Here is a 22,133-nt window from a genome sequence, read left to right as displayed (position 1 = left end):
ACGCGGGACGCCACAAGTTACCAGCCCTAACGCGAGATCAATGCACCGCCGTGTGCGAAAACAGATGAATGACGAGGATTCCGCCCAGAATCATCGCCAGCCCCAGCACCGCAGGCCAATCCAGCCGCTGTCCGAAAACGAGGAATCCGATCAGGGCGATTAACGTGATGCCCAGCCCGGACCAGATGGCATAAACGATGCCAACGGGCATCACCTTCAAGGTCAAAGCCATCAGGTAGAAGGCGACACCATAGCCGACCACGACCAGAACCGAAGGCCAAAACCGCGTGAATTGCTGGCTGGCCTGTAGGGCCGTGGTTCCGATGGTTTCAGCGACGACGGCCAGCAGAAGGATCAGATAGGCTTTGGGCATTAGGCGGCACCTTGTTTCGAAGTTTGCGAAGGTTGACCACAACCGGAACGGATCTGGCAAGGGCCGGGACGTGGGTTGACGCAGAGGTCAGGTAATCCAGACTATGACAAACGGTGAGTTGATGTATCGTAGTGATAGTTATTGGTGTTTTTGTTACGAGTTTTTCAGATGACGACTTTTGTCAAGTTCGTCCTTTGTGCTTCGGCACTCATTGCGGCAACTGGGTGGCTTGCTGACGGGGGGTCCGTCGAAACCGACGCAGCCTATTTGGCTGAGAGGTCAAGCAAAACTGAGATTTGATCGCGATGCGACCATGAAAAAGGAGCCCGAGGGCTCCTTTTTTTGCGGCTTATTTCTTTTCGATGGCCTTCAATTTGGCGCGATGTTCCGACAGCTTGCGGATGACGAACTGACGGGCCTTGCGCTCGGCCAGGCGCACGCGGATCTCGGTCAGGAAGGCCTCTTCCAGCGATTGCGAGGCCGCGCCCAGCACTTCGCCAACCTCGACATAGAAACGGTCGTGGCCTGTCTCGTCCATGACCTTCATGGTGTCCTCGGCCAGTTTGGCGGCCAAGGTGGTGATGGTATCCGACATCAGCGCGTGTTCTCGGTCAGGCGACGTTTCACATAGTCGGTGACGTTGGTGATCAACGTATCCATGTGTTCGCCCTGGAAGAAATGGTCGGCGCCTTCCACCTCGGTATGGGTGATGGTGATGCCTTTCTGCTCGTGTAGCTTGTTGACCAGCGCGGTGGTATCCGCAGGCGGCGCCACACGATCAGCGGTGCCGTTGATAATCAGGCCCGACGAGGGACAGGGCGCGAGGAAAGAAAAATCATACATGTTGGCCGGCGGTGAGACGCTGATGAAGCCGGTGATCTCGGGCCGGCGCATCAGCAGTTGCATGCCGATCCAGGCCCCAAAGGAAAAGCCTGCGACCCAGCAGTGTTTCGAGTTGTTGTTCATCGACTGCAGATAGTCCAGCGCCGCCGCGGCATCGCTGAGCTCGCCCACGCCCTGATCATATTCGCCCTGGCTGCGGCCGACGCCCCGGAAATTGAAGCGCAGGACCGTGAAGCCCATGTTGTAAAACGCGTAATGCAGGTTGTAGACGACCTTGTTGTTCATGGTCCCGCCGAACTGGGGATGCGGGTGCAGCACGATGGCGATCGGTGCGTCTTTTTCCTTCTGCGGGTGGTAGCGGCCTTCCAGGCGGCCTTCAGGTCCGGGAAAAATCACCTCGGGCATGTGTGCGGTTGTCCTGTCTTTTTCTCGCGGGCGCCGCGATATACTTGACGGTTATCGTCAGGCACCTTAGAACGGTTCTAATTGAGTATCGCAGCGTGAACACGCTGTCCGACGGAGATACGCATTGACTGCGGCGACGTCAATGTTTTCACGCGGTTCACGCCGGAAGGATCGAGGAAATGAAGCTGTCTACCAAAGGTCGTTATGCGATGGTTGCGCTGGCCGACATCGCGCTTCAGCCCGCCGACACCCTGGTGACGCTGGGTGAGATTTCCGAGCGTCAGGACATCTCGCTTCCTTATCTGGAACAGTTGTTCGTCAAACTGCGCCGCGCCGATCTGGTCGCATCGGTGCGCGGGCCGGGCGGCGGCTATCGTCTGGCGCGGCCAGCATCTGAAATTCGCGTAGTCGAGATTCTGTCGGCCGTCGATGAGACCGTGGACGCCATGCACAAGGGCGCTGGGGCGTCTGGGGCGTCTTCCGGCAGCCGGGCGCAGTCGTTGACCAACCGCCTTTGGGAAAGCCTGAGCGCCCATGTCTACGTTTTTCTGCACCAGACCCGGCTGTCGGATGTCATCGAGAACGAACTGGCGCCTTGTCCGGCCGTGCCTAGCCTGTTTTCTGTCGTGGATGATTGATCGGATGAGACAGGCGATGCAACCTGAACGCCTGCCGGAAAAGGTGACTCCATGAAACGTGTTTACCTAGATCACAATGCCACGACCCCGCTGCGCCCCGAGTCGCGCGACGCGATGATCGCGGCGATGGAGGTCTGCGGGAACCCGTCCTCGGTCCATGCCGAGGGGCGTGCGGCCAAGGCGATCATCGAAAAGGCGCGTGCGCAGGTGGCGGCGGCCATTGGGGCTGATGGGGCCGATATCGTGTTCACATCTGGGTCGACCGAGGGGGCGGCGCTGGCCTTGGAAGGCCGCGACCTGCACGGCGCGGCGATCGAACATGATGCCGTAAGGGCCTGGATCGTAGAAGATTTGCCGGTGTCGAGTAAAGGCGCCGTCAACGTGGCCGACCCGGCCCGTTCCACCTTGCAACTCGCGAATTCCGAAACCGGTATCATTCAGGCCTTGCCCAAGGGTCTGGCCGTCACCGATGCAACGCAGGCGTTTGGGAAACTGCCCATCGCCTTCAACTGGCTGGATGTGCAGATGGCGTTGGTCTCGGCGCACAAACTGGGCGGGCCAAAGGGCGTTGGTGCCGTGGTCATGAAACGCGGCACCGATTTGGAGGCCCGGATCAAGGGCGGTGGCCAGGAAATGGGGCGCCGGTCGGGGACGGAAAATGTCCTTGGAATCGCGGGGTTCGGCGCTGCGGCTGAAGCGGCGGCGCGGGATCTGGCAAACGGAGTTTGGGAAAAGGTTGCAGAACTTAGAAATATTCTAGAAAAGGCTCTTGAGGCTGGTTCTAAATCTACTATTTTTGTCGGGAAAGATCAGGATCGGTTGCCCAACACCCTGTGCTTTGCGACGCCCGGCTGGAAGGGCGAAACGCAGGTGATGCAGATGGATCTGTCGGGCTTTGCGATCAGCGCCGGGTCGGCCTGCTCCAGCGGTAAGGTAAGGGCAAGCGCGGTACTGACTGCGATGGGATATGACGAGGCCACGGCGGCCAGCGCGGTACGCGTTTCGCTGGGCCCCGAGACGAGTGAAGAAGACGTGCTGCGTTTCGCCGAAACGTGGCTGGAAAAAGAGAAAAAGCATCGCGCGCGGGCCGCGTGATCTGACGGAGGGTGGAACATGGCCGCTTTGGACCAGACCCAAGTAAAAGAAGGTGTCGATCAGGAAACCGTTGACGCGGTGCGCGAGGTCGGAACCTATAAATATGGGTGGGATACGGATATCGAGATGGAGTATGCGCCCAAGGGCGTGAACCCCGATATCGTCAAACTGATCTCGGAAAAGAACGAAGAGCCCGAGTGGATGACCGAATGGCGTCTGAAGGCCTTCGAGCGCTGGACCCAGATGGAAGAGCCCAAATGGGCCATGGTCCACTATCCTGAAATAGACTTCCAGGACCAGTATTACTATGCGCGGCCCAAATCGATGGAGACCAAGCCCAAGTCGCTGGACGAGGTCGATCCCAAACTGTTGGCCACTTACGAAAAGCTAGGTATCCCTTTGAAAGAGCAGATGATTCTGGCAGGCGTCGAAGGAGCCGAAGATGCCCCGGCCGAGGGCCGCAAGGTCGCCGTGGATGCGGTGTTCGACTCGGTTTCGGTTGGCACGACGTTCCAGGCCGAGCTTAAGAAGGCCGGCGTCATTTTCTGCTCGATCTCTGAGGCGATCAAAGAACACCCCGAACTGGTAAAAAAATACCTGGGCTCGGTGGTTCCGGTGTCGGACAATTTCTACGCCACGCTGAACTCGGCCGTGTTCTCGGATGGGTCGTTCGTCTATGTGCCGCCCGGCGTGCGCTGCCCGATGGAGCTGAGCACCTATTTCCGCATCAACGCCGAAAACACCGGCCAGTTCGAGCGGACGCTAATCATCGCCGACAAGGGCTCGTACGTGTCCTATCTGGAAGGCTGCACCGCGCCGCAGCGTGATACCGCGCAGCTGCACGCCGCGGTGGTCGAGATCATCGTAGAAGAAGACGCCGAGGTGAAATATTCGACGGTCCAGAACTGGTTCCCGGGCGATGAGAACGGCAAAGGTGGCATCTACAACTTCGTGACCAAGCGCGCCGATTGTCGGGGCGACCGGTCCAAGGTGATGTGGACCCAGGTCGAGACCGGCAGTGCCGTGACCTGGAAATACCCGTCCTGCATCCTGCGGGGTGATGACAGCCAGGGCGAGTTCTACTCGATCGCCATCACCAACAACTACCAGCAGGCCGATACCGGCACCAAGATGATCCATCTGGGCAAGAACACCAAGTCGCGCATCGTGTCCAAGGGCATCAGCGCGGGCAAGGCCCAGAACACCTATCGCGGGCTGGTGTCGATGCACCCCAAGGCCAAGAACAGCCGGAACTATACGCAGTGCGACAGCCTGCTGATCGGCGATAAATGCGGGGCGCACACCGTTCCGTATATCGAGGTCAAGAACAACAGCAGCCGGGTCGAGCACGAGGCCACCACCTCGAAGGTCGATGAGGATCAGCTGTTCTATTGCCGTCAGCGCGGCATGGACGAGGAAGAGGCCGTGGCGCTGGTGGTCAACGGGTTCTGCAAGGATGTGCTGCAGGCGCTGCCGATGGAGTTTGCCATGGAGGCCCAGCAGCTTGTCGCGATCTCGCTGGAAGGCTCGGTCGGCTGATGGCCCGCTCGCCGCGCAACCGCAGGGGTGATGTCCTGACCGCAGCGTTTTATGCGCTGCCGGTTCTGGGCGGCTTGCTGGGCGCGACCTATGTCAACGTCAACTACACCGATTTCATCAACCCGGTCTGGGCGATCGGCGGCGGGGCGGTCCTGGGATGGATCGCGGCGCGGTTGCTGCGCAGAGTGCCGGGATAGGAACAGATTGGGGCCGGCGCGTCCCTACGATACGCAAAAGGACAAAAAATGCTGGAAATCAAGAACCTGCACGTCAAGCTTGAGGAAGAGGAAAAACAGATCCTCAAGGGCGTGGATCTGACGGTCGAGGCCGGTAAGGTACATGCAATTATGGGGCCGAATGGCTCAGGCAAGTCGACGCTCAGCTATGTGCTGTCGGGCCGTGACGGGTACGAGGTGACCGAGGGTGCGGCCACGCTGGATGGCGCAGACCTGCTGGAGATGGAGCCGGAAGAGCGCGCCGCGGCGGGTCTGTTCCTGGCGTTCCAGTACCCGGTCGAGATCCCGGGCGTGGGCAACATGACCTTCCTGCGCACCGCCGTGAACGCCCAGCGCAAGGCGCGCGGCGAGGAAGAGCTCTCTGCTGCGGAATTCCTCAAGTTGGTGCGCGAAAAGGCCAAGTCGCTGAAAATCGACGCCGAAATGCTGAAGCGCCCCGTGAACGTTGGTTTCTCGGGTGGTGAGAAGAAGCGCAACGAAATCCTGCAGATGGCGATGCTGGAGCCCAAGATGTGCATCTTGGACGAGACCGACTCGGGCCTTGACGTGGATGCGATGAAGCTGGTGGCCGAGGGCGTGAACGCGCTGCGCGACGAAGGCCGCGGGTTCCTGGTGATCACGCACTATCAGCGCCTGCTGGACCACATCAAACCCGACGTGGTGCACATCATGGCCGACGGCCGGATCGTCAAGACCGGCGGGCCCGAGCTGGCGCTGGAAGTTGAAAACAACGGTTACGCCGACATTCTTGCCGAGGTGAACTGATGGCTTTGCCCGACGTGAAACAAACCGCGACCGAGGCGCGGCTGGCCACGCTGCGCATGCCCGAAGCCGGCTGCACCCGCGAGGCACGCGAGGCGGCCTTGGCCCGACTGCGTGCCATGGGTCTGCCCGGGCGGCGCGACGAGTATTGGAAATATACGCGTCCCGATACGCTGAACTCGCCCGAGGCCCCGGCGGCCGAGGTGTTCCACACCGACGAGCCGATGGTCTTTGACGGGTTCGACCGCCTGAAGATCGTCTTCGTCGATGGTGTGTTCAGCCCCGAGGACAGCGATGACCTGACGCTGGAAGGCGTGAGCATCGACCGGCTTGAGGATATATGCTGCAAGGACATCCATTGGGCCAAGCAGCTGTATGGCGTGCTCGAAGAGCGGGGCCAGACCCCGGTTCAGCGCCCGCTGGCGGCTCTGAACACCGCCTTTGCGCAGGACGGCGTGGCGATCCACGTGACCGGCAAGCCGTCCAAGCCGATCAGCCTGATCTATCGCCACGAATCCGAAAGCTCGGATGCGATCCTGCACCACGTGATCCGCGTGGAAAGCGGTGCCGAGGTGACAATCCTTGAGAATGGTCCTGCTGCCTCGCGGTTCAACAAGTGCATCGAGATCGACATTGCCGACGGCGGCACGCTACACCATGTGCGGGCGCAGGGCAGGGATCATCAGCGCCGCGCCGCTACGCATATGTTCACCCGGCTGGGCAAGGAGTCCGTCTATAAATCTTTCACCCTGACCGTGAATGGCGTGCTGACGCGCAATGAACAGGTGGTTGAGCTGACTGGCGACGATGCGGTGGCTCATGTGGCCGGCGCCTGTGTGGGCGATGGCGACTTCCACCATGACGACACGGTGTTCATCACCCATGACGCGGTGCACTGCGAAAGCCGCCAGGTGTTCAAAAAGGTTCTGCGCAACGGCGCGACCGGCGTGTTCCAAGGCAAGATCCTCGTCAAGGAAGGCGCCCAGAAGACCGACGGCTACCAGATCAGCCAGTCTTTGCTGCTGGATGATGACAGTCAGTTTCTCGCCAAGCCCGAGCTTGAGATCTATGCCGACGACGTGGCCTGTTCGCACGGGTCGACCTCGGGCGCGATCGACGAGACCGCACTGTTCTACCTGCGCTCGCGCGGGGTTCCGGCCAAGGACGCAACGAATATGTTGACGCTGGCCTTTTTGGCCGAAGCCGTGGAAGAGATCGAAGACGAAGCGCTGGCCGAGGACATCGTCTCGCGGCTGGAAGGCTGGTTGGCGCGGCACAGCTGATGCCGGTGACCACCGATATCGTTGCCACCTATCGCGGCCCCGGCCGCGTGGTGCGCCGTCTTCTGGAGATGGGTCCGCGCGAAGACCGTGCGTTGGTCTTCGTCATGGCCTTCTGCGTGATCGGCTTTGTCGCCCAGTTGCCGGGGTTGGCGCGTCGGGCCCATCTTGAGGGGCTGGATCTGAACATGCTGATGGGCGGGGCCTTGCTGGGCTCGGTATTTATGTTGCCGCTAATGTTCTACGCTCTTGCGTGGGCATCCGGCGGAATCGCCCGGCTGCTGGGCGCGCCGATCACATCCTACAGGGCGCGGGTTGCGTTGTTCTGGGCGCTTCTGGCGTCGTCGCCACTGGTTCTGCTGAATGGCTTGATTGCCGGCTTCATCGGCCCCGGTCCGGTACTGACGGGGGCCGGCCTGCTTTGGGTTGCGGTTTTCGTGTGGTTCTGGTTTTCGGGTCTGGCACAGGCATCGAGGACTGCAACATGAACAGCGCCTTTCTGGGCAACCTCGCCATTCTGACCCTCGCCAATCCGGCTGAGGCCGCGCGTCGGCTGCTGGCGTCCATTCCTCCACGCGAAGTGCTGTGGATCGCACTGGCGCTGGTCGTGGTTCTGAACGCCTTGGCGCAGTCAGCATCGACGCTGGTCTTCCCGGCGCTGGATCCGTCGCTGAGCATGACTTTTGAACCGGTCGTGCAGTCGTTGGCGACTTCGGCCGGGGCATTGGCGCTGAGCATTTTCGCCTTTCTGTTTGTCGGGCGGATGTTGGGCGGAACCGCCAGTCTGGATGGGATCATGGTTCTGATGATCTGGCTGCAATTTCTACAGATTTTGGGTCAGCTGATCATCTTCGTGGTGGTTCTGGTGATGCCCGCGATGTTTCTGATGCTGGTCCTCGCCATGAGCCTGTACAGCCTGTACATCAGCCTGCATTTCGTGAATCAGGCGCATCAGTTTCATTCGTTGGGCAAATCCTTCGTGGTGATTCTGATCTCGGGGCTGCTGGCTATTCCGTTCGTTCTGATGATGACCCCCAGCGGGCCGGTCTAGGGAATCTTGTCCATGTATGATGTCCAGAAAATCCGCGCTGATTTCCCGATTCTTTCGCGGCAGGTGAACGGGAAACCCCTGACCTATCTCGACAATGGGGCGTCGGCGCAGAAACCCCAGGTGGTGATCGATGCGGTCACCAACGCCTATGCGCACGAGTATTCGAACGTGCATCGCGGATTGCACTATCTGTCGAACCTAGCCACCGAGAAATACGAAGCCGTGCGTGGCACCGTCGCGCGGTTTCTTGGGGTGGCCGACGAGAACGAGATCGTGCTGAACTCGGGGACGACCGAGGGCATCAATCTGGTTGCCTATGGCTGGGCCATGCCGCGGATGCAGGCCGGCGACGAGATCGTTCTGAGCGTCATGGAGCATCATGCCAACATCGTACCCTGGCACTTCCTGCGCGAACGCCAAGGTGTCGTTCTGAAATGGGTGGATGTGGATGCCAACGGCGCTCTGGATCCGCAGGCCGTGATCGACGCCATCGGGCCCAGGACCAAACTGGTGGCAGTTACGCATTGCTCGAACGTTCTGGGCACGGTGGTCGACGTCAAGGCGATCACCGAAGGCGCCCATGCCAAAGGCGTGCCCGTGCTGGTCGACGGCAGCCAGGGCGCGGTGCACATGCCCGTGAACGTGCAGGACATTGGCTGCGATTTCTACGCCATCACCGGGCACAAACTGTATGGGCCTTCTGGATCCGGTGCCATTTTCATCAAGTCCGAGCGGATGGCGGAAATGCGCCCCTTCATCGGCGGCGGCGACATGATCAAGGAGGTCTCGAAGGAGGCAGTGATCTACAATGATCCGCCGATGAAGTTCGAAGCCGGAACGCCGGGTATCGTGCAGACCATCGGTTTGGGTGTCGCGCTGGACTACATGATGGATCTGGGCATGGAAAACATAGCCGCGCATGAGGCGGGCCTGCGTGACTATGCCATGCAGCGGCTGGGTGGGCTCAACTGGCTGCAGGTGCAGGGAACTGTGCCGGACAAGGCGGCGATCTTCAGCTTTACGCTGGATGGCGCAGGTCATGCGCATGACGTGTCGACAATTCTGGACAAGAAAGGCGTCGCCGTCCGCGCCGGCCACCATTGCGCCGGACCGTTGATGGATCACCTGGGCGTCACCGCAACCTGCCGCGCCAGCTTTGGCCTATATAACACAAAGGACGAGGTCGACACTCTGGTCGAGGCGCTGGAACTGGCGCATGATCTTTTCGCCTGATCCGGCCGGAAATTGCATTCCGGTCCGTGCAAAATCCGGTTGCACCCGGATCGGAACAAGGTTAGCTAACGGCCAACGCACCTGTAGCTCAGCTGGATAGAGCGCTGCCCTCCGAAGGCAGAGGCCAGAGGTTCGAATCCTCTCAGGTGCGCCACCATCGCCATATTTTTAAGGGCTATTGGGCAAAAACAGCCGCTTCTGTAACACTTGCGAAAGGCAGCCCTCCTTCAATTCATCCGCGCCTGAAATGGGCATGAGCTTGCAGTTTTCGGTCCCATCAAAAGGTCTACAGTTTGTAGATTTGGACCTTGGCATCTTACTCAGCAAGGTTTTTCTTCAGTTCCTCTGCCAAATGCCGGACTTCAGCCAGTGCGAAAGAGGCAAGCTCTATAGGTGAACGAGATACAAAGCGCTTGTCTCCCAATTCCCGAGGGATATCTACCGTGAGCCTCTTCTGTTCGTTTTTGATAGGCTGAAGAATAATTTTCGCTGGTGTTACAGCCCCCCATACTGGGTCATTTCCCTCAATGCTACGAAGTTGCCCGCCCTTTGCGACAATTTTCAAGTCATTCACTTTCAAGCCATCAAAATCGCAGTCTACAATGTGCACGCTAAAGTCTGAACTCTCACCAAAATCGAGAGTTCCAAATAGGGAGGTCCTTTTGGGAGCGACTTTTATCTGAGGTTCTAGTCCGTGTTCCGCGTCATTTCGAGCTTCGCGTAGATAGAAAAAAAACTTCATTGTCACCGTTTGAAGCGTTCTTAACCTTATGCGCCCACGCACGAGTTGCTTGATGCTTCATGCCGAAAGAGATAATTTTTCCCATCGTTCGAGAGAAACCTGCGAGAAAGTCCTCCCATGCATCGCGCACTTCGCCGCTTTTCTGAGCTGATTTCATTTGTTCGAGCGCGGTATGAGTTCGTTGTAGTGCTCTTTCAATCTCTGCGAACGGCATGTGAAATAAACCAAAAAAATATTTTTATTAATGGTATGATACCATTTAGGTGTTTTACCTGAAAGGCAATAAGGTACCTGTCCCTTTCCATCTTATCAACGATCTTACGTTGCACCTGTCGCAATTCAACTCGTCCCAACCCTTGGGTGTATATCTTACTCACCATGCGTTCAGAATTGCACGACCTGGCCACAGGTATTCACTTCTTCCCTTGATACCTTCGGTACCACTTTTGTTCCACTTGCGCATCGACTGGCGGCCAAATTATCCAACAATATTAGGCATTTCGTGGAACTTGGATTTGCACGAGAGCCATCTCATGTGCGCCACTTCACATAAGTGATGACGGTCGATCCGGCGGCGGCTGGGGTGCCCCTGCCGTCTCGTATGGCGAATGGGCGGGGGGGCAAAACAAAAAGCCCCGGGCGCGGGGGCTCCGGGGTGGCAGGTGGAACACCGGGCTGTGGCTTCAGCCGCGCCAAGTGCGGACGTCACCACAATCCATGTGCACGAAATTCGAGCGGTAGTACTGACCAACACCGCCGGCACGGCAGGACATGGCCGCTTTGGCCATCTGCGACACAGAGCGCGATGCCAGTCGCAGATCCGCAGCTTGGCCTTTCATATGCAGTGAATTGCGCGCGACACCACGCGAGCGGCGGCGCAGCATCGCATTTGTCTGCGGCGACCGATAGCCCGAAAGAAGCATGTAAGGCTCATTTACGTCCAACAGGTTGTGTGCGGCGGCCATGATGTCGATGGTGCGCAGGTCGATGTTGGTAGACTGATCTGTGCGCCAATCGCGCATGAAATGATTGATCTCTTTCACGGCGTCTTTGATGTATTTCCCATCGACCCAATAGATCATGTCGATGCGTTCACCGGTGCGCCCGGAATACATGCGGATGCGACGGATGTCACCGCCACCGCGGAGAAATCCTGCTGCATTCGCGTAGGTCGGTGCTGCGGTTACGGCCGTTGCCGCAAATGCGCCCAGAAGGGCACGCCGGGTGATTCCCGATGCACTGCTCTTGGTCATTTCGTGTTCGTCCCGTACTGTTCCTGCCTGCACACGATGTTACGCGCGCTTTCTTAATTTAATTCCATCCCAGATGCCGAAATGTATGCCACACCGGGATTCGGTGGCCAAGAAGTCTTTGGGTCGCAGGTACGCCACGGGGAATTTTCGGCAAATTTTTGCGCACGTGATGCAAAATTCACCCGCTTGCGTGTTTCGGTGCCTCAAAGATGCAAGCGCGCATCACGCCGAAGCCGATCCGCCCGATCCGGGCTTTGTGAATGGACAATCCGCCACCCGCTGACCAATACTTGGACGGCTCGGGAAATGGTTGCGCAAGTTGTTGATTGAATTGAGGTACGGAATGAATTTCATCCATGGGAGAACACGTCGGTTGCTGATGGTTGCCGGTCTCGTGCTTGCGGTTGGGCACACCCCGGCCACGGCACAGGACGCGGTACAGACCGCATTTCGGATGGCAGTTGCGGAAAGCACGCTTCGCCAGGACGAAATCGCCGCGTTTTATCGGTCTAATGGGTTTTCTTCGATCTGGGTCGGTGACGGGCCCGAGTATGTCGCGCGGCGTACGGCGCTTATCAAGGCCCTGTCCTCGGCGCCTCTACACGGCCTGCCAACCGGAACCTATGACGTCGAAGGCCTGCTGGCGCTGATGGAAAACGCGCGGACGCCTCGCGAACTTGGTGCGGTCGAAGCGGCGCTCAGCCTCGCATTTGTCCGGTACGCACGCGACGTGCAATCGGGCGTTCTGCGCCCGTCCGAGATCGACGACGGCTTGGTGCGTCCCGTGGCCGTGCGACCGGCATCCGAGCACCTGTCGGCCATGCTGGCTGATGACGAAGGAGCTTACGTATCGCAACTTGCCCCGCGATCCAGCCAATATCGCGCTCTTATGAAGCAGAAGCTGGCTCTGCAGGAGTTGATCCGCCATGGAGGTTGGGGGCCGACCGTACCCAACGGGAAATACGAACGCGGCGCAAGCGGGGCCGGGGTTTTGAAACTGCGTAACAGGCTGGTTTCGATGGGCTTCATGAAGCCGACGGCCAGCCCCGTCTACGATGACGCGATGGTTTCGGCGGTGCAGGCCTTTCAGCGCGCGCATGGGCTGGAACCCGACGGAGTCGCCGGGCAGGGCACGGTGGCCGAGATCAACAGGTCCCCCGCCGACCGCCTGAAATCGGTCATCGTCGCGCTCGAGCGCGAGCGTTGGCTGCCGGCTGATCGCGGTGAGCGGCATATTCTGGTCAACCAGGCGGATTTCTCGGCCAAGATCGTTGACGAAGGGCGCGTCACCTTTGAAACCCGCGCCGTAATCGGCAAAAACACCCATGATCGCCGCAGTCCCGAGTTTTCGGATCAGATGGAACACATGGTGATTAATCCCAGCTGGCACGTGCCACGGTCGATCATCACCAAGGAGTATCTGCCGAAACTGCGGGCCAACCCCAATGCCGTACGCCATCTGGAAATCACCGACCGGCGGGGGCGACAGGTGGACCGCGGGGCCGTAGATTTCAACCAGTTCTCGGCCAGAAGCTTTCCCTTTGCCATGCGCCAGCCGCCGGGGCAGAGCAACGCCCTTGGATTGGTCAAGTTCATGTTCCCGAACAAATACAACATCTACCTGCATGACACGCCGCAAAAAAGCCTGTTCGCGCGCGAGGTCCGGGCCTTTTCCCACGGATGCATCCGTCTGGCTCAACCGTTCGAGTTCGCCTATGCGCTGCTGGCGCGGCAGGAAGAGGACCCCAAGGCGTTTTTCCACCGGATCCTGAATACCGGCAAGGAAACAAAGGTGGATCTGGACCAGCCCGTTCCGGTGCATCTGATCTACCGCACTGCTTATATCGCGCCGAAGGGCGATGTGCAGTATCGTCGCGACGTCTATGGCCGGGATGCCAAGATCTGGGACGCGCTGCAAAAAGCGGGGGTGGTCCTGCCCGACGTTCAGGGGTAATCACGGGGCAGATCCTGTCACGAGGAAGCCCGCGATGCAGTTTACCTTGCAGCAAATCGCCAACGCCCTGGGGGCGCCGGCCGAAGGAAACACCAGCCTGACGATCCTGCGGGCGGCCGAACCGGCCGACGCCGGTCCGACCGATCTGGCCATGGCGATGGCACCGAAATATGCCGAGGCTCTGGCAAAGGGTGCGGCGCGATGTGCCGTGGTGTGGGAAGATGCCGACTGGAAGGCCATGGGCCTTGAGGGCGCAATCTTCGTGACCCGCCCGCGCATGGCGATGGCGGGCATCACCACGATGCTGGACCGGGGGCAGGGTGTCGAGCCCGGCGTGCATCCCTCGGCCGTCGTGGATCCGACCGCCGAGCTCGGCGAGGACGTCTCGATCGGCCCGCTCTGCGTCATCGGCCCGCGCGCGCGGATCGGCTCGGGGTCCGTGATCGGTGCGCAATGCCATGTGGGTATGGATGCGGTTCTGGGCGAAAACTGCCTGCTGCGCGAGATGGTCAGCATCGGCGCGCGCGCGGTGATCGGAGACCGCTTCATCGCCCAACCCGGCGCCCGGATCGGCGGCGACGGGTTCAGTTTCGTCACGCCCGAGGTCTCGGGCGTTGAAAACGTGCGTAAGACGATGGGAGAAGCCGGCGACGCCAAGGCACAAAGCTGGCTGCGTATCCATTCGCTGGGCGCGGTCGAGATCGGCGACGATGTCGAGGTCGGCGCCAACTGCACCGTCGACAACGGCACAATCCGCAACACCGTGATCGGAAGCGGGTCGAAACTCGACAACCTCGTGCATGTGGGCCACAACACCCGGGTCGGGCGCGACTGCCTGCTGTGCGGCCAGACCGGCGTGTCCGGCTCGGTCGAGATCGGCAACAACGTGGTTCTGGGCGGGCAGACAGGCGTCGTCGACAATATCTTCATCGGAGACGGGGTGATCGCGGGCGGCGGAACCAAGATCCTGTCGAACGTGCCGGCCGGGCGTGTGATCATGGGCTATCCGGGCGTGAAAATGTCCACGCATACCGATATCTACAAGGCACAGCGCCGCCTGCCGCGCATCGCGCGTGACGTTGAGGCGTTGAAAAAGGCGGTTTTCAAACAGCCGCCGAGCGACTAAATCAACGCCAACGCGACAATCAGGGGAATGACATGAGCATCAGCGACCGCGTCATCGCAATCATTGCCGAGCAGGCCGTGCTGGAGCCATCGGACGTGACGCCCGAAAGTACGCTCGAGGATCTGGGGATCGACAGTCTGGGCCTGGTTGAAAGCATCTTCGCGATCGAGGAAGAGTTCGACATCTCCATCCCGTTCAACGCCAATGAACCCGAGGCCAGCGATTTCGACATCTCGAACGTGGCGGCGATCATTGCTGGCATCGAAAAGCTCGTGGCGGAAAAGGTCTGACACGAGGCCATGAAACGGGTTGTCATCACCGGCGCGGGCACGATCAACGCGTTGGGCCATTCGGTGCCCGACACGTTCGAGGCCATGCGCGAAGGTCGCTGCGGGATTTCCGAGCTTGAATTTCGCGATGTCGAACGCCTGGCGATCAAGATCGGCGGGCAGGTGCGCGGGTTCGAGGCCGAGGGCCGTTTCAACCGGCAACAGATGTCGCTGTACGATCGTTTTACCCAGTTCACCTTGACCGCCGCGAAGGAGGCGATCGATCAGGCGGGCCTCACGTTTCATGGCGACCTGGCGGCGCGGTCGGGCGTTGTGCTGGGAACGGCCGGGGGCGGCGTCTCGACCTGGGATGACAACTATCGCTCGGTCTACGAGGACGGCAAAAACCGGGTGCATCCCTTCGTGGTGCCCAAGCTGATGAACAACGCGGCCGCAAGCCATGTTTCGATGGAACATAACCTGAAGGGCCCCAGCTTTACCGTTTCCACAGCCTGTGCGTCGTCGAACCATGCGATGGCACTGGCCTTCCAGATGGTGCGCAGCGGCGCGGCGCCGGTGATGATTACCGGCGGCTCGGAATCCATGTTGTGTTTTGGCGGCGTCAAGGCCTGGGAAGGGCTGCGGGTGATGTCCAAGGACGCCTGCCGCCCGTTCAGCGCCAACCGCAACGGCATGGTTCAGGGCGAAGGTGCCGGAGTTTTCGTGTTCGAGGAATACGAACACGCCCGCGCCCGTGGCGCCGAAATCCTGTGCGAGGTCGCGGGTTTTGCCATGACGTCGGATGCCTCGGACATCGTGATGCCTAGCAAGCAGGGCGCCGCGCGCGCCATGGCGGGTGCCTTGAAGGATGCCGGGCTGAACGCCAGCGATGTCGGTTACATCAACGCCCACGGCACCGGAACCGCCGCCAATGACAAGACCGAATGCGCCGCAGTGGCAGATGTGTTCGGCCCGCATGCCGATGAGCTTATGATTTCGTCGACCAAATCCATGCACGGGCACCTGATCGGCGGCACCGGGGCGGTGGAGCTTCTGGCCTGCATCATGGCGCTGCGAGATGGCATCATCGCGCCTACGATCGGCTATGAAGAGCCCGACCCCGAATGTGCCCTGGACGTGGTGCCGAACGAGGCGCGCGAGGCCAATGTCGACGTCGTTCTGAGCAACGCCTTTGCCTTCGGCGGGCTGAACGCGGTGCTGGCCCTCAAACGGATATGAGAAAGCCGCCCCAAAGGCGGCTTTGCCGATCCAAGCGTGTCCGGATCAGTTCTGGTTGATCGGCAGGCCGTCGAATCCCGAGGTGAAACCCGACAGCGACATGTCCATGTTGATGATCTGATCCGGCGCGCGGGCCGGAACCAGTGACAAAACGGCCTTCGACCCGGCCTTCATCGCGTCGATGTCGCCTTGCGTCAGCCCCAGCTGCGCCACGCAGCCGACCGGAACGCAGTGGTGATAATTATACAGTTTGCGCGGCGCGCCATCGACCGAAATCGCCAATTGCGCCTGCAGAAGGGTTTCCAGAGGAACGATGACATTCGCCCAGGCGACTGCGGCACCGCCTTCGGGCAGCTTGCCGATGGTGATCTCGGCAATCGGTTCGCCCTGAGGGCCGTTCAGGATCTGGACCATGGCACAGGGGTCATTGCCTTCCTGCGTCTTGATGCAGGACACCTCCCAATCGCCGGACTTTTCCTTGATGTACTGTTCGCCCACCCGCGGACCAGCTTCGCCCAAATCCAGGTCCGAGCCGGTGGGGGCCGGGGTTTCCGACCCGCTCGATGCTTCCTGTGCCAGCGCCGAACCGGTCAGGGCGACACCCGCCAACAGGGTCAGTGGAAGAAGTTTCTTGATCATGTCTGCCTCATGGTGCTCAAACAGCGTTTGCCTTCGTCTAGCATCCAACACGGGCGGTGTCAGGCGGAAAACTCGCCCAGCGGCGCACGCCAAACGGATTTCCGCCGATTGGTACAGGTATGGTCATCAAAGGAAAAGGGAGCCGCTCGTCCGGCTCCCTTCGATCGATGTATCTCCCCGTCGGACTGGCCGACTTAGTTATGCGGGAACGTTACGAGAGGCAGCCGCAGCGGTCAACTGCTATCGTAGATTTTTAATGTGGTATCAGACAGAAAACTCCACCGGACAAAAAAAGGCTGTGCCCGAAGGCACAGCCAGTCGACAGGGAGGAAGTTTGCATCCCATCCGGGATGCCAAATCAACTATGGCAGTCAAAGGTTAAGTTAGTATGGTGGCCTCAGATCGGTAGGTTTCAGGGGTTTGGAAACGTATGACGGACGAAATTTTCATCGGCGGTGGTGGCAAGGACTATACGCAGCCGCAAGGCCTGCGCCTGAAATATGCCAACCGGCACGGCTTGATCGCGGGTGCGACGGGGACGGGCAAGACCGTGACCCTTCAGATCCTGGCGGAAGGCTTTTCCAAGGCCGGGGTCCCGGTGTTCTTGTCCGACGTCAAGGGCGATCTGTCTGGCCTAGCCAAGGCTGGAAGCCCCGATCACAAGCTGCATCAGGCCTTCATGGAGCGTGCGGCGCGGATTGGGTTCTCGGACTACGCCTATGACCGCTGTCCAGTGACCTTCTGGGACCTGTTCGGTGAACAGGGCCACCCGGTGCGCACCACCGTTTCCGAGATGGGGCCGCTTCTGCTGTCGCGCCTGATGGAACTGAGCGAGGCGCAGGAGGGCATCCTGAACATCGCCTTTCGCGTCGCCGACGAAGAGGGGATGCCCCTGCTTGACCTGAAAGACCTGCAGGCTCTGCTGGTCTGGATCGGGGAAAACCGCGCGCAGCTGTCTTTGCAGTACGGCAACGTGTCGACCGCCTCGATCGGCGCCATCCAGCGCCGGTTGTTGGTGCTGGAGAACCAGGGCGGCACGAACCTGTTCGGCGAGCCGGCGCTGGAACTGGCCGATTTGATGCGGACCGATGCGACCGGGCAGGGCATGGTCAACATCCTGGCCTCGGACAAGCTGATGGGGTCGCCACGCCTGTATGCGACCTTTCTGCTGTGGCTGCTGAGCGAACTGTTCGAAGAACTGCCCGAGGTCGGCGACCCCGAGAAACCCAAGCTGGTCTTCTTCTTTGACGAGGCGCATCTGCTGTTCGACGACGCGCCCAAAGTGTTGATCGACAAGGTCGAGCAGGTTGCGCGCCTGATCCGGTCCAAGGGCGTGGGGGTGTATTTCATCACCCAGAACCCCGCCGACATCCCCGAGGACATTCTGGGCCAGTTGGGCAACCGGGTTCAGCATGCTCTGCGCGCCTTCACCGCGCGCGATCGCAAGAACCTGCGGCTGGCCGCGGAAACCTATCGCGAGAACCCGGAGTTCGATACGGAAACCGCGATCCGCGAAGTGGGTGTGGGCGAGGCGCTGACCTCGATGCTCGAGAAGAAGGGCGTGCCCGGCATGGTGCAGCGGACCCTGATCCGCCCGCCCGGTTCGCAGCTGGGGCCGATCACCCCGGCCGAGCGCCAGGCGGTCATGGCGGACTCGCCCATGGCCGGAAAATACGACACGTTGCTGGATCGAAAATCAGCGTTCGAGATCCTGAAAGCGCGCGCCGCGCAGGCCGCGAAGGAGGCCGAGGCCGCCGAAGACGAAGAAGAGGTGGAACCTCAGAGCCCGGCCGACCGCGAGTATGCCTCGGCCCGGCGGTACAGCGGCAGCCGTGTCGGGCGATCATCCGCGCGAAGGGATCGAAAACAGGACAGTTTCGCCAGTGCCTTGGGTGAGGCCGTTATCAAGGAGCTGAAGGGAACCACAGGCCGCCGCATCGTGCGCGGCATTCTGGGCGGCCTGTTCCGAAACCGTTGAATCCAGGTGGTGATGTCAGCGCCCCAGACGGCGCTGGCCTTCCTGCTGGCAATAGGCATCCGCCTCGGGGACGCTCATCTTGGTTGCCGGAAAGTCAATCGCACGATCCCAGTCGACCCGGTCCTGCCTGTACAGCTGACAGGTGACGACGCCCTTGGGTGTCTGAACCTTGACTGGGGTTGTTTCGAGGTCGCGGGGCGATGGAATGCATCCGGCCAGAACGGCCAGCCCGGCCAACAGCACGGTTGATTTGACGGTCGTGGAAGTCATGGTGTTCCAATACTCTAGAGGTCTGGGTTGGTATCCGCTGGTGGTGCGGGCGGCGGCTGAACGATCGGACGCGCCTGATTTTCCTATTCATTTCCAAGCCCGGAATCAACAAGCCGCGCCAGAAGGCCGGCGCGGCTTGTGCAATTTGCAGGCGCTGGCGCCTATTTCTCGGGGATCAGGCCCCTTGGACTGAATCTGAGAACAATAAGCAGGATCAGGCCCATCGTGAACAGGCGCATATGGGCCGCACTGTCCAGAAGATGCGTCTTGAGCGCGCTGCCGTCCGGCATACCGGCGGTGATCAGATCCATCAACCACAAACCGATCGGTTCGACCTGCACCCACAGGAACCAGATCAGAAACGCCCCAAGGACCGAGCCGAAATTGTTGCCCGATCCACCGACGATCACCATCACCCAGACGAGGAACGTGAACCGCAGCGGCTGATAGGCGCTGGGGGTCAACTGCCCGTCCAACGTGGTCATCATCGCCCCGGCAATGCCGCAGATGGCCGAGCCCAGCACGAAGATCTGCAGATGGCGGCGGGTGACATCCTTGCCCATGGCCTCGGCCGCCACCTCGTTGTCGCGGATGGCCCGCATCATGCGGCCCCACGGGCTTTTGAGCGCCATCTGAGCCATCCACAGCAGGACCAGCAGCACGACGAGGAACAGGAAGGCATAGCCGGTCTTGACCCACAGCGTCGATGCGGTGACCGGGTCCAGGCCTAGACCCGCGGCACGTTCGACAAAGGACGGATCGCTTTGCAGGTCGATCTCATAGCCCACGAACGGGGTGGGGCGCGGGATGCCATAAACGTTCTTGACGCCGCGCGCCAGCCAGTCCTCGTTCTTCATAATGGCAATGATGATTTCAGCGATGCCCAGCGTGGCAATGGCCAGGTAATCCGACCGCAGCCCAAGGGCCGTCTTGCCGATCAGCCATGCGGCTCCGGCGGCCAGAAGGCCACCGGCGGGCCAGGCCAGAAGCACCGGAAGGTTCAAACCGCCGATATTGCCGGCCACTGCGGGGTCGATCGCCTCGACGGCTGCGACGCTGGGGTCGAACACGGCGCGATACACGAAGAACCCGACGACGAGGATCGCAATGATCGCAAGCATTTGAGTGCGTCCCTTGGGTAGTTTTCTGGCCGCCATGACCGCCGCAACCACGGTGGCCGCCCCCAGCAGAAGCGCAAGCACGATCCCGTACCCGCCGGCGGACCAGGCTCCTGGCGTCGGCGGGGTCGAGACCAGAACCACCGCCAGCCCGCCCAAAGCGACAAAGCCCATGATGCCGACGTTGAACAGGCCGGCAAAGCCCCATTGCAGGTTCACCCCAATCGCCATGATCGCAGAAATCAGGCCCATGTTCACGATCAGGATCGCCGTATTCCAGCTTTGCATGAAGCCGGTCAGCAGGATCAGCCCGCCGACCAGTGCAAACAGCAGGGTGTTCTTGACCGTTTCGCTCATACCGCTTTCCCCTTGAACAGGCCCGTGGGCTTGAACAGCAGCACGATCAGCAGAATGACGAAGCTGACCGCGAATTTGTAATCCGTTGACAAGAGCTGCACCAAATCCGACGGCTCAAGGTTTTCGGGCAGAAGATAGGTCAGGACCTTTTTCCAGGCATAGGTGATGGTCACCTCGGAAAAGGCGATGATGAATCCACCGGCGATGGCGCCGATCGGATTTCCCAGCCCGCCGACGATGGCCGAGGCAAAGATCGGCAGCAGCAGTTGGAAATAGACGAACGGCTTGAAGCTTTTGTCCAGCCCGTACAACACGCCCGCCGTGGTTGCCAGCGCGGCGACGATGATCCAGGTGATCATCACCACGCGTTCGGGGTTGATGCCGGACAGCAGGGCCAGATCCTCGTTGTCGGAATAGGCGCGCATCGACTTGCCCGTGCGGGTCTTGTTCAGGAACCAGAACAGCAGTGCCACAGCCACAACGGCCACGATTACGGTAAGGCCTTGCGAGGTTTTGATAGCAAGCCCCTCGTTCAATCCGGTCAGAGCCTTGAAATCCCGCGCGGAGATAAGGAAACGCGCGCCATCGGAAAACCGCTGGTCATCGGGGCCGATGATGAACCGCACCAAGCCATTCATGATGAACATGACGCCCATGGATACGATCACCAAAATGACGGGTTTGGCCTTTTGATCGCGATAGAAGCGATAGACCAGCCTGTCGGTGATCAGCACCAGCGCGATGCAGCCCAGAATGGCAAAAGGTAGGGCCAGCAGCGCAGTCGGCAGGGGGCCGAACCCGATGCCCGCAGCCTGGAAACCCCAGGTGACCAGCACGGCGATCATGGCGCCAAAGGCCATCGTGTCGCCATGGGCGAAGTTGGAAAACCGCAGGATGCCATAGATCAGGGTGACCCCCAGCGCCCCAAGCGCCAACTGGCTGCCATAGGCAACCGCGGGCACGATCACAAAGTTCGCAAGCGCGACAAACGCGTTCAGTAGATCCATTATTTTCTTCTCACTGTCCGGGTGCGGCTTTATGGCACGACGCCGACGAAAGACACAATAATTCGGAACGGCATTTTTGAAGTTTTGTACAGGTTTTCATTCGGTTTGATAGACTTCGAACGCACGAGCACAGGTATCTCGGCGCCTCGCAAAGAAAAAGACCGCGCCGAAGGGGGCGGCGCGGTCTCTCTGCCTGCTGAGGGGATACTCAGGCGTTTGTTTCCGTGCAGGACCCGTGACCGTGTTCCGCATGAGGGCCCTTGACGCTCAGGTCATAGCTCATGTCCTCGAAATGGACCACGACAGTCATGACGTCCTGGTCTTCGATATGGACGAAGGTCATGCTTCCGAGTCCTTTGAAGACCATCGCTTCGCCGGCAATGACCTTTGTCTGTATGCTTCCCTTGTCGCCTATAGGATCGCGGTTCAGGCGCACTTCGCTCCCGTCGCGATCGGAAATGCAGACAAGGTGGCGTTCTTCCGCGGCAGCCATGCTTGCCGCAAATGTGATGGTCGCCAAGGCGAATATTGATTTCATGTTATTCTTTCGGGCTGGTTGTGGTGGAGTCAGGAGCCGAGCAAGGCGCATTGCCCGTGATCTTTCCTCATCGCAGGGCGATGTTCGGAAACACCGAACGTCATGCCGGGCTTGTTGAGGATCATCGAGACGGCCCACTCGTCATTTGCGATCGGATAGGTCGTGTTGTGAAGGTCGTCTGGAAACTG

General features: G+C 60.1%; 24 protein-coding genes and 1 tRNA gene. 15 read left to right on the top strand and 10 right to left on the bottom strand.

The features are described from left to right. Window positions 1–37: 37 nt before the first annotated feature. From AC2FNS_RS00190 to AC2FNS_RS00180, 3 genes are all read right to left on the bottom strand, one after another. A complete protein-coding gene (locus tag AC2FNS_RS00190; protein ID WP_496678323.1) occupies window positions 38–373 on the bottom strand; it encodes a DMT family transporter in 336 nt (111 codons plus the stop codon). 349 nt (window positions 374–722) lie between these two features. Further along, the gene (locus AC2FNS_RS00185; RefSeq protein WP_490360389.1) at window positions 723–968 is read right to left on the bottom strand and encodes a hypothetical protein; all 246 of its coding nucleotides are present in this window, start codon (window positions 966–968) and stop codon (window positions 723–725) included. After that, window positions 968–1,621, bottom strand: coding sequence for an alpha/beta hydrolase (locus tag AC2FNS_RS00180; protein ID WP_490360388.1), 654 nt, complete (start codon window positions 1,619–1,621; stop codon window positions 968–970). Before AC2FNS_RS00180 ends, AC2FNS_RS00185 begins: the two co-directional genes overlap by 1 nt. A 179-nt stretch (window positions 1,622–1,800) precedes the next feature. Between AC2FNS_RS00180 and iscR the strand changes: the two genes are divergently transcribed. The 10 genes from iscR (at window position 1,801) to AC2FNS_RS00130 (ending at window position 9,609) form a co-directional block, all read left to right on the top strand. Beyond that, window positions 1,801–2,259: a Fe-S cluster assembly transcriptional regulator IscR gene (gene iscR / locus AC2FNS_RS00175; protein WP_496689335.1), complete on the top strand. Its 459-nt coding sequence runs from the start codon at window positions 1,801–1,803 to the stop codon at window positions 2,257–2,259. A gap of 51 nt (window positions 2,260–2,310) precedes the next feature. Next, window positions 2,311–3,354, top strand: coding sequence for a cysteine desulfurase family protein (locus AC2FNS_RS00170; RefSeq protein WP_496713540.1), 1,044 nt, complete (start codon window positions 2,311–2,313; stop codon window positions 3,352–3,354). An 18-nt stretch (window positions 3,355–3,372) separates the two neighbouring features. Further along, window positions 3,373–4,893: a Fe-S cluster assembly protein SufB gene (sufB, locus tag AC2FNS_RS00165; RefSeq protein WP_496678328.1), complete on the top strand. Its 1,521-nt coding sequence runs from the start codon at window positions 3,373–3,375 to the stop codon at window positions 4,891–4,893. Next, window positions 4,893–5,090 carry a hypothetical protein gene (locus AC2FNS_RS00160; RefSeq protein ID WP_496713544.1) on the top strand — a complete coding sequence of 66 codons (198 nt, stop codon included), beginning with the start codon at window positions 4,893–4,895 and terminating at the stop codon, window positions 5,088–5,090. Before sufB ends, AC2FNS_RS00160 begins: the two co-directional genes overlap by 1 nt. A gap of 48 nt (window positions 5,091–5,138) precedes the next feature. Then, complete coding sequence (sufC, locus tag AC2FNS_RS00155) at window positions 5,139–5,894, top strand: Fe-S cluster assembly ATPase SufC (protein WP_496797468.1); 756 nt, start codon at window positions 5,139–5,141, stop codon at window positions 5,892–5,894. Then, complete coding sequence (gene sufD, locus AC2FNS_RS00150; RefSeq protein WP_496678333.1) at window positions 5,894–7,174, top strand: Fe-S cluster assembly protein SufD; 1,281 nt, start codon at window positions 5,894–5,896, stop codon at window positions 7,172–7,174. Before sufC ends, sufD begins: the two co-directional genes overlap by 1 nt. Next, window positions 7,174–7,659, top strand: coding sequence for a YIP1 family protein (locus AC2FNS_RS00145; protein ID WP_496678335.1), 486 nt, complete (start codon window positions 7,174–7,176; stop codon window positions 7,657–7,659). The genes sufD and AC2FNS_RS00145 overlap by 1 nt, the downstream gene beginning before the upstream one ends. Continuing rightward, complete coding sequence (locus tag AC2FNS_RS00140) at window positions 7,656–8,222, top strand: Yip1 family protein (protein WP_496678336.1); 567 nt, start codon at window positions 7,656–7,658, stop codon at window positions 8,220–8,222. Before AC2FNS_RS00145 ends, AC2FNS_RS00140 begins: the two co-directional genes overlap by 4 nt. Window positions 8,223–8,234: 12 nt before the next feature. Next, the gene (locus AC2FNS_RS00135) at window positions 8,235–9,455 is read left to right on the top strand and encodes a cysteine desulfurase (RefSeq protein ID WP_496678338.1); all 1,221 of its coding nucleotides are present in this window, start codon (window positions 8,235–8,237) and stop codon (window positions 9,453–9,455) included. Between the two features lie 77 nt (window positions 9,456–9,532). Continuing rightward, window positions 9,533–9,609: transfer RNA gene (locus AC2FNS_RS00130), tRNA-Arg, on the top strand. A 162-nt stretch (window positions 9,610–9,771) separates the two neighbouring features. Here AC2FNS_RS00130 and AC2FNS_RS00125 read toward each other — a convergent pair. Together AC2FNS_RS00125 and mepK are read right to left on the bottom strand one after the other, a co-directional pair. Beyond that, window positions 9,772–10,197 carry a hypothetical protein gene (locus AC2FNS_RS00125; protein ID WP_496797466.1) on the bottom strand — a complete coding sequence of 142 codons (426 nt, stop codon included), beginning with the start codon at window positions 10,195–10,197 and terminating at the stop codon, window positions 9,772–9,774. A 683-nt stretch (window positions 10,198–10,880) separates the two neighbouring features. Beyond that, the gene (gene mepK, locus AC2FNS_RS00120) at window positions 10,881–11,450 is read right to left on the bottom strand and encodes a peptidoglycan L,D-endopeptidase MepK (RefSeq protein WP_496678339.1); all 570 of its coding nucleotides are present in this window, start codon (window positions 11,448–11,450) and stop codon (window positions 10,881–10,883) included. 343 nt (window positions 11,451–11,793) lie between these two features. Here mepK and AC2FNS_RS00115 point away from each other — a divergent pair, with 343 nt between their 5' ends. From AC2FNS_RS00115 to AC2FNS_RS00100, 4 genes are read left to right on the top strand one after another with little or no spacing between them, the layout of a single operon-like run. Next, window positions 11,794–13,404: a L,D-transpeptidase family protein gene (locus tag AC2FNS_RS00115; protein ID WP_496727653.1), complete on the top strand. Its 1,611-nt coding sequence runs from the start codon at window positions 11,794–11,796 to the stop codon at window positions 13,402–13,404. Window positions 13,405–13,438: 34 nt separating this feature from the next. Next, a complete protein-coding gene (lpxD, locus tag AC2FNS_RS00110; RefSeq protein WP_496803739.1) occupies window positions 13,439–14,530 on the top strand; it encodes a UDP-3-O-(3-hydroxymyristoyl)glucosamine N-acyltransferase in 1,092 nt (363 codons plus the stop codon). Window positions 14,531–14,562: 32 nt separating this feature from the next. Then, complete coding sequence (locus tag AC2FNS_RS00105) at window positions 14,563–14,820, top strand: acyl carrier protein (protein WP_149774345.1); 258 nt, start codon at window positions 14,563–14,565, stop codon at window positions 14,818–14,820. Window positions 14,821–14,829: 9 nt separating this feature from the next. After that, the gene (locus tag AC2FNS_RS00100) at window positions 14,830–16,038 is read left to right on the top strand and encodes a beta-ketoacyl-[acyl-carrier-protein] synthase family protein (RefSeq protein WP_496678345.1); all 1,209 of its coding nucleotides are present in this window, start codon (window positions 14,830–14,832) and stop codon (window positions 16,036–16,038) included. Between the two features lie 45 nt (window positions 16,039–16,083). Here AC2FNS_RS00100 and AC2FNS_RS00095 read toward each other — a convergent pair whose 3' ends face one another. Continuing rightward, window positions 16,084–16,677 carry an invasion associated locus B family protein gene (locus AC2FNS_RS00095; protein ID WP_496711072.1) on the bottom strand — a complete coding sequence of 198 codons (594 nt, stop codon included), beginning with the start codon at window positions 16,675–16,677 and terminating at the stop codon, window positions 16,084–16,086. A gap of 430 nt (window positions 16,678–17,107) precedes the next feature. Between AC2FNS_RS00095 and AC2FNS_RS00090 the strand changes: the two genes are divergently transcribed. Further along, window positions 17,108–18,655, top strand: coding sequence for a helicase HerA-like domain-containing protein (locus AC2FNS_RS00090; protein ID WP_496711073.1), 1,548 nt, complete (start codon window positions 17,108–17,110; stop codon window positions 18,653–18,655). A 15-nt stretch (window positions 18,656–18,670) separates the two neighbouring features. Here the strand turns inward: AC2FNS_RS00090 and AC2FNS_RS00085 are convergent, their stop codons facing one another. From AC2FNS_RS00085 to AC2FNS_RS00070, 4 genes are all read right to left on the bottom strand, one after another. After that, window positions 18,671–18,925 carry a hypothetical protein gene (locus tag AC2FNS_RS00085; RefSeq protein ID WP_149774341.1) on the bottom strand — a complete coding sequence of 85 codons (255 nt, stop codon included), beginning with the start codon at window positions 18,923–18,925 and terminating at the stop codon, window positions 18,671–18,673. A 161-nt stretch (window positions 18,926–19,086) separates the two neighbouring features. Beyond that, window positions 19,087–20,400: a branched-chain amino acid ABC transporter permease gene (locus tag AC2FNS_RS00080; RefSeq protein WP_496803738.1), complete on the bottom strand. Its 1,314-nt coding sequence runs from the start codon at window positions 20,398–20,400 to the stop codon at window positions 19,087–19,089. Beyond that, a complete protein-coding gene (locus AC2FNS_RS00075) occupies window positions 20,397–21,407 on the bottom strand; it encodes a branched-chain amino acid ABC transporter permease (RefSeq protein WP_496711075.1) in 1,011 nt (336 codons plus the stop codon). Before AC2FNS_RS00075 ends, AC2FNS_RS00080 begins: the two co-directional genes overlap by 4 nt. A 208-nt stretch (window positions 21,408–21,615) precedes the next feature. Further along, window positions 21,616–21,927, bottom strand: a complete 312-nt coding sequence (locus AC2FNS_RS00070) for a hypothetical protein (RefSeq protein ID WP_496775273.1) — start codon at window positions 21,925–21,927, stop codon at window positions 21,616–21,618. Between the last annotated feature and the right edge of the window lie 206 nt (window positions 21,928–22,133).

The sequence above is a fragment of the Ruegeria sp. BHSA191 genome (assembly GCF_059613325.1).
Note: the sequence above shows the minus strand (reverse complement) of the source record. Positions and strands in the feature narration are given on the sequence as shown.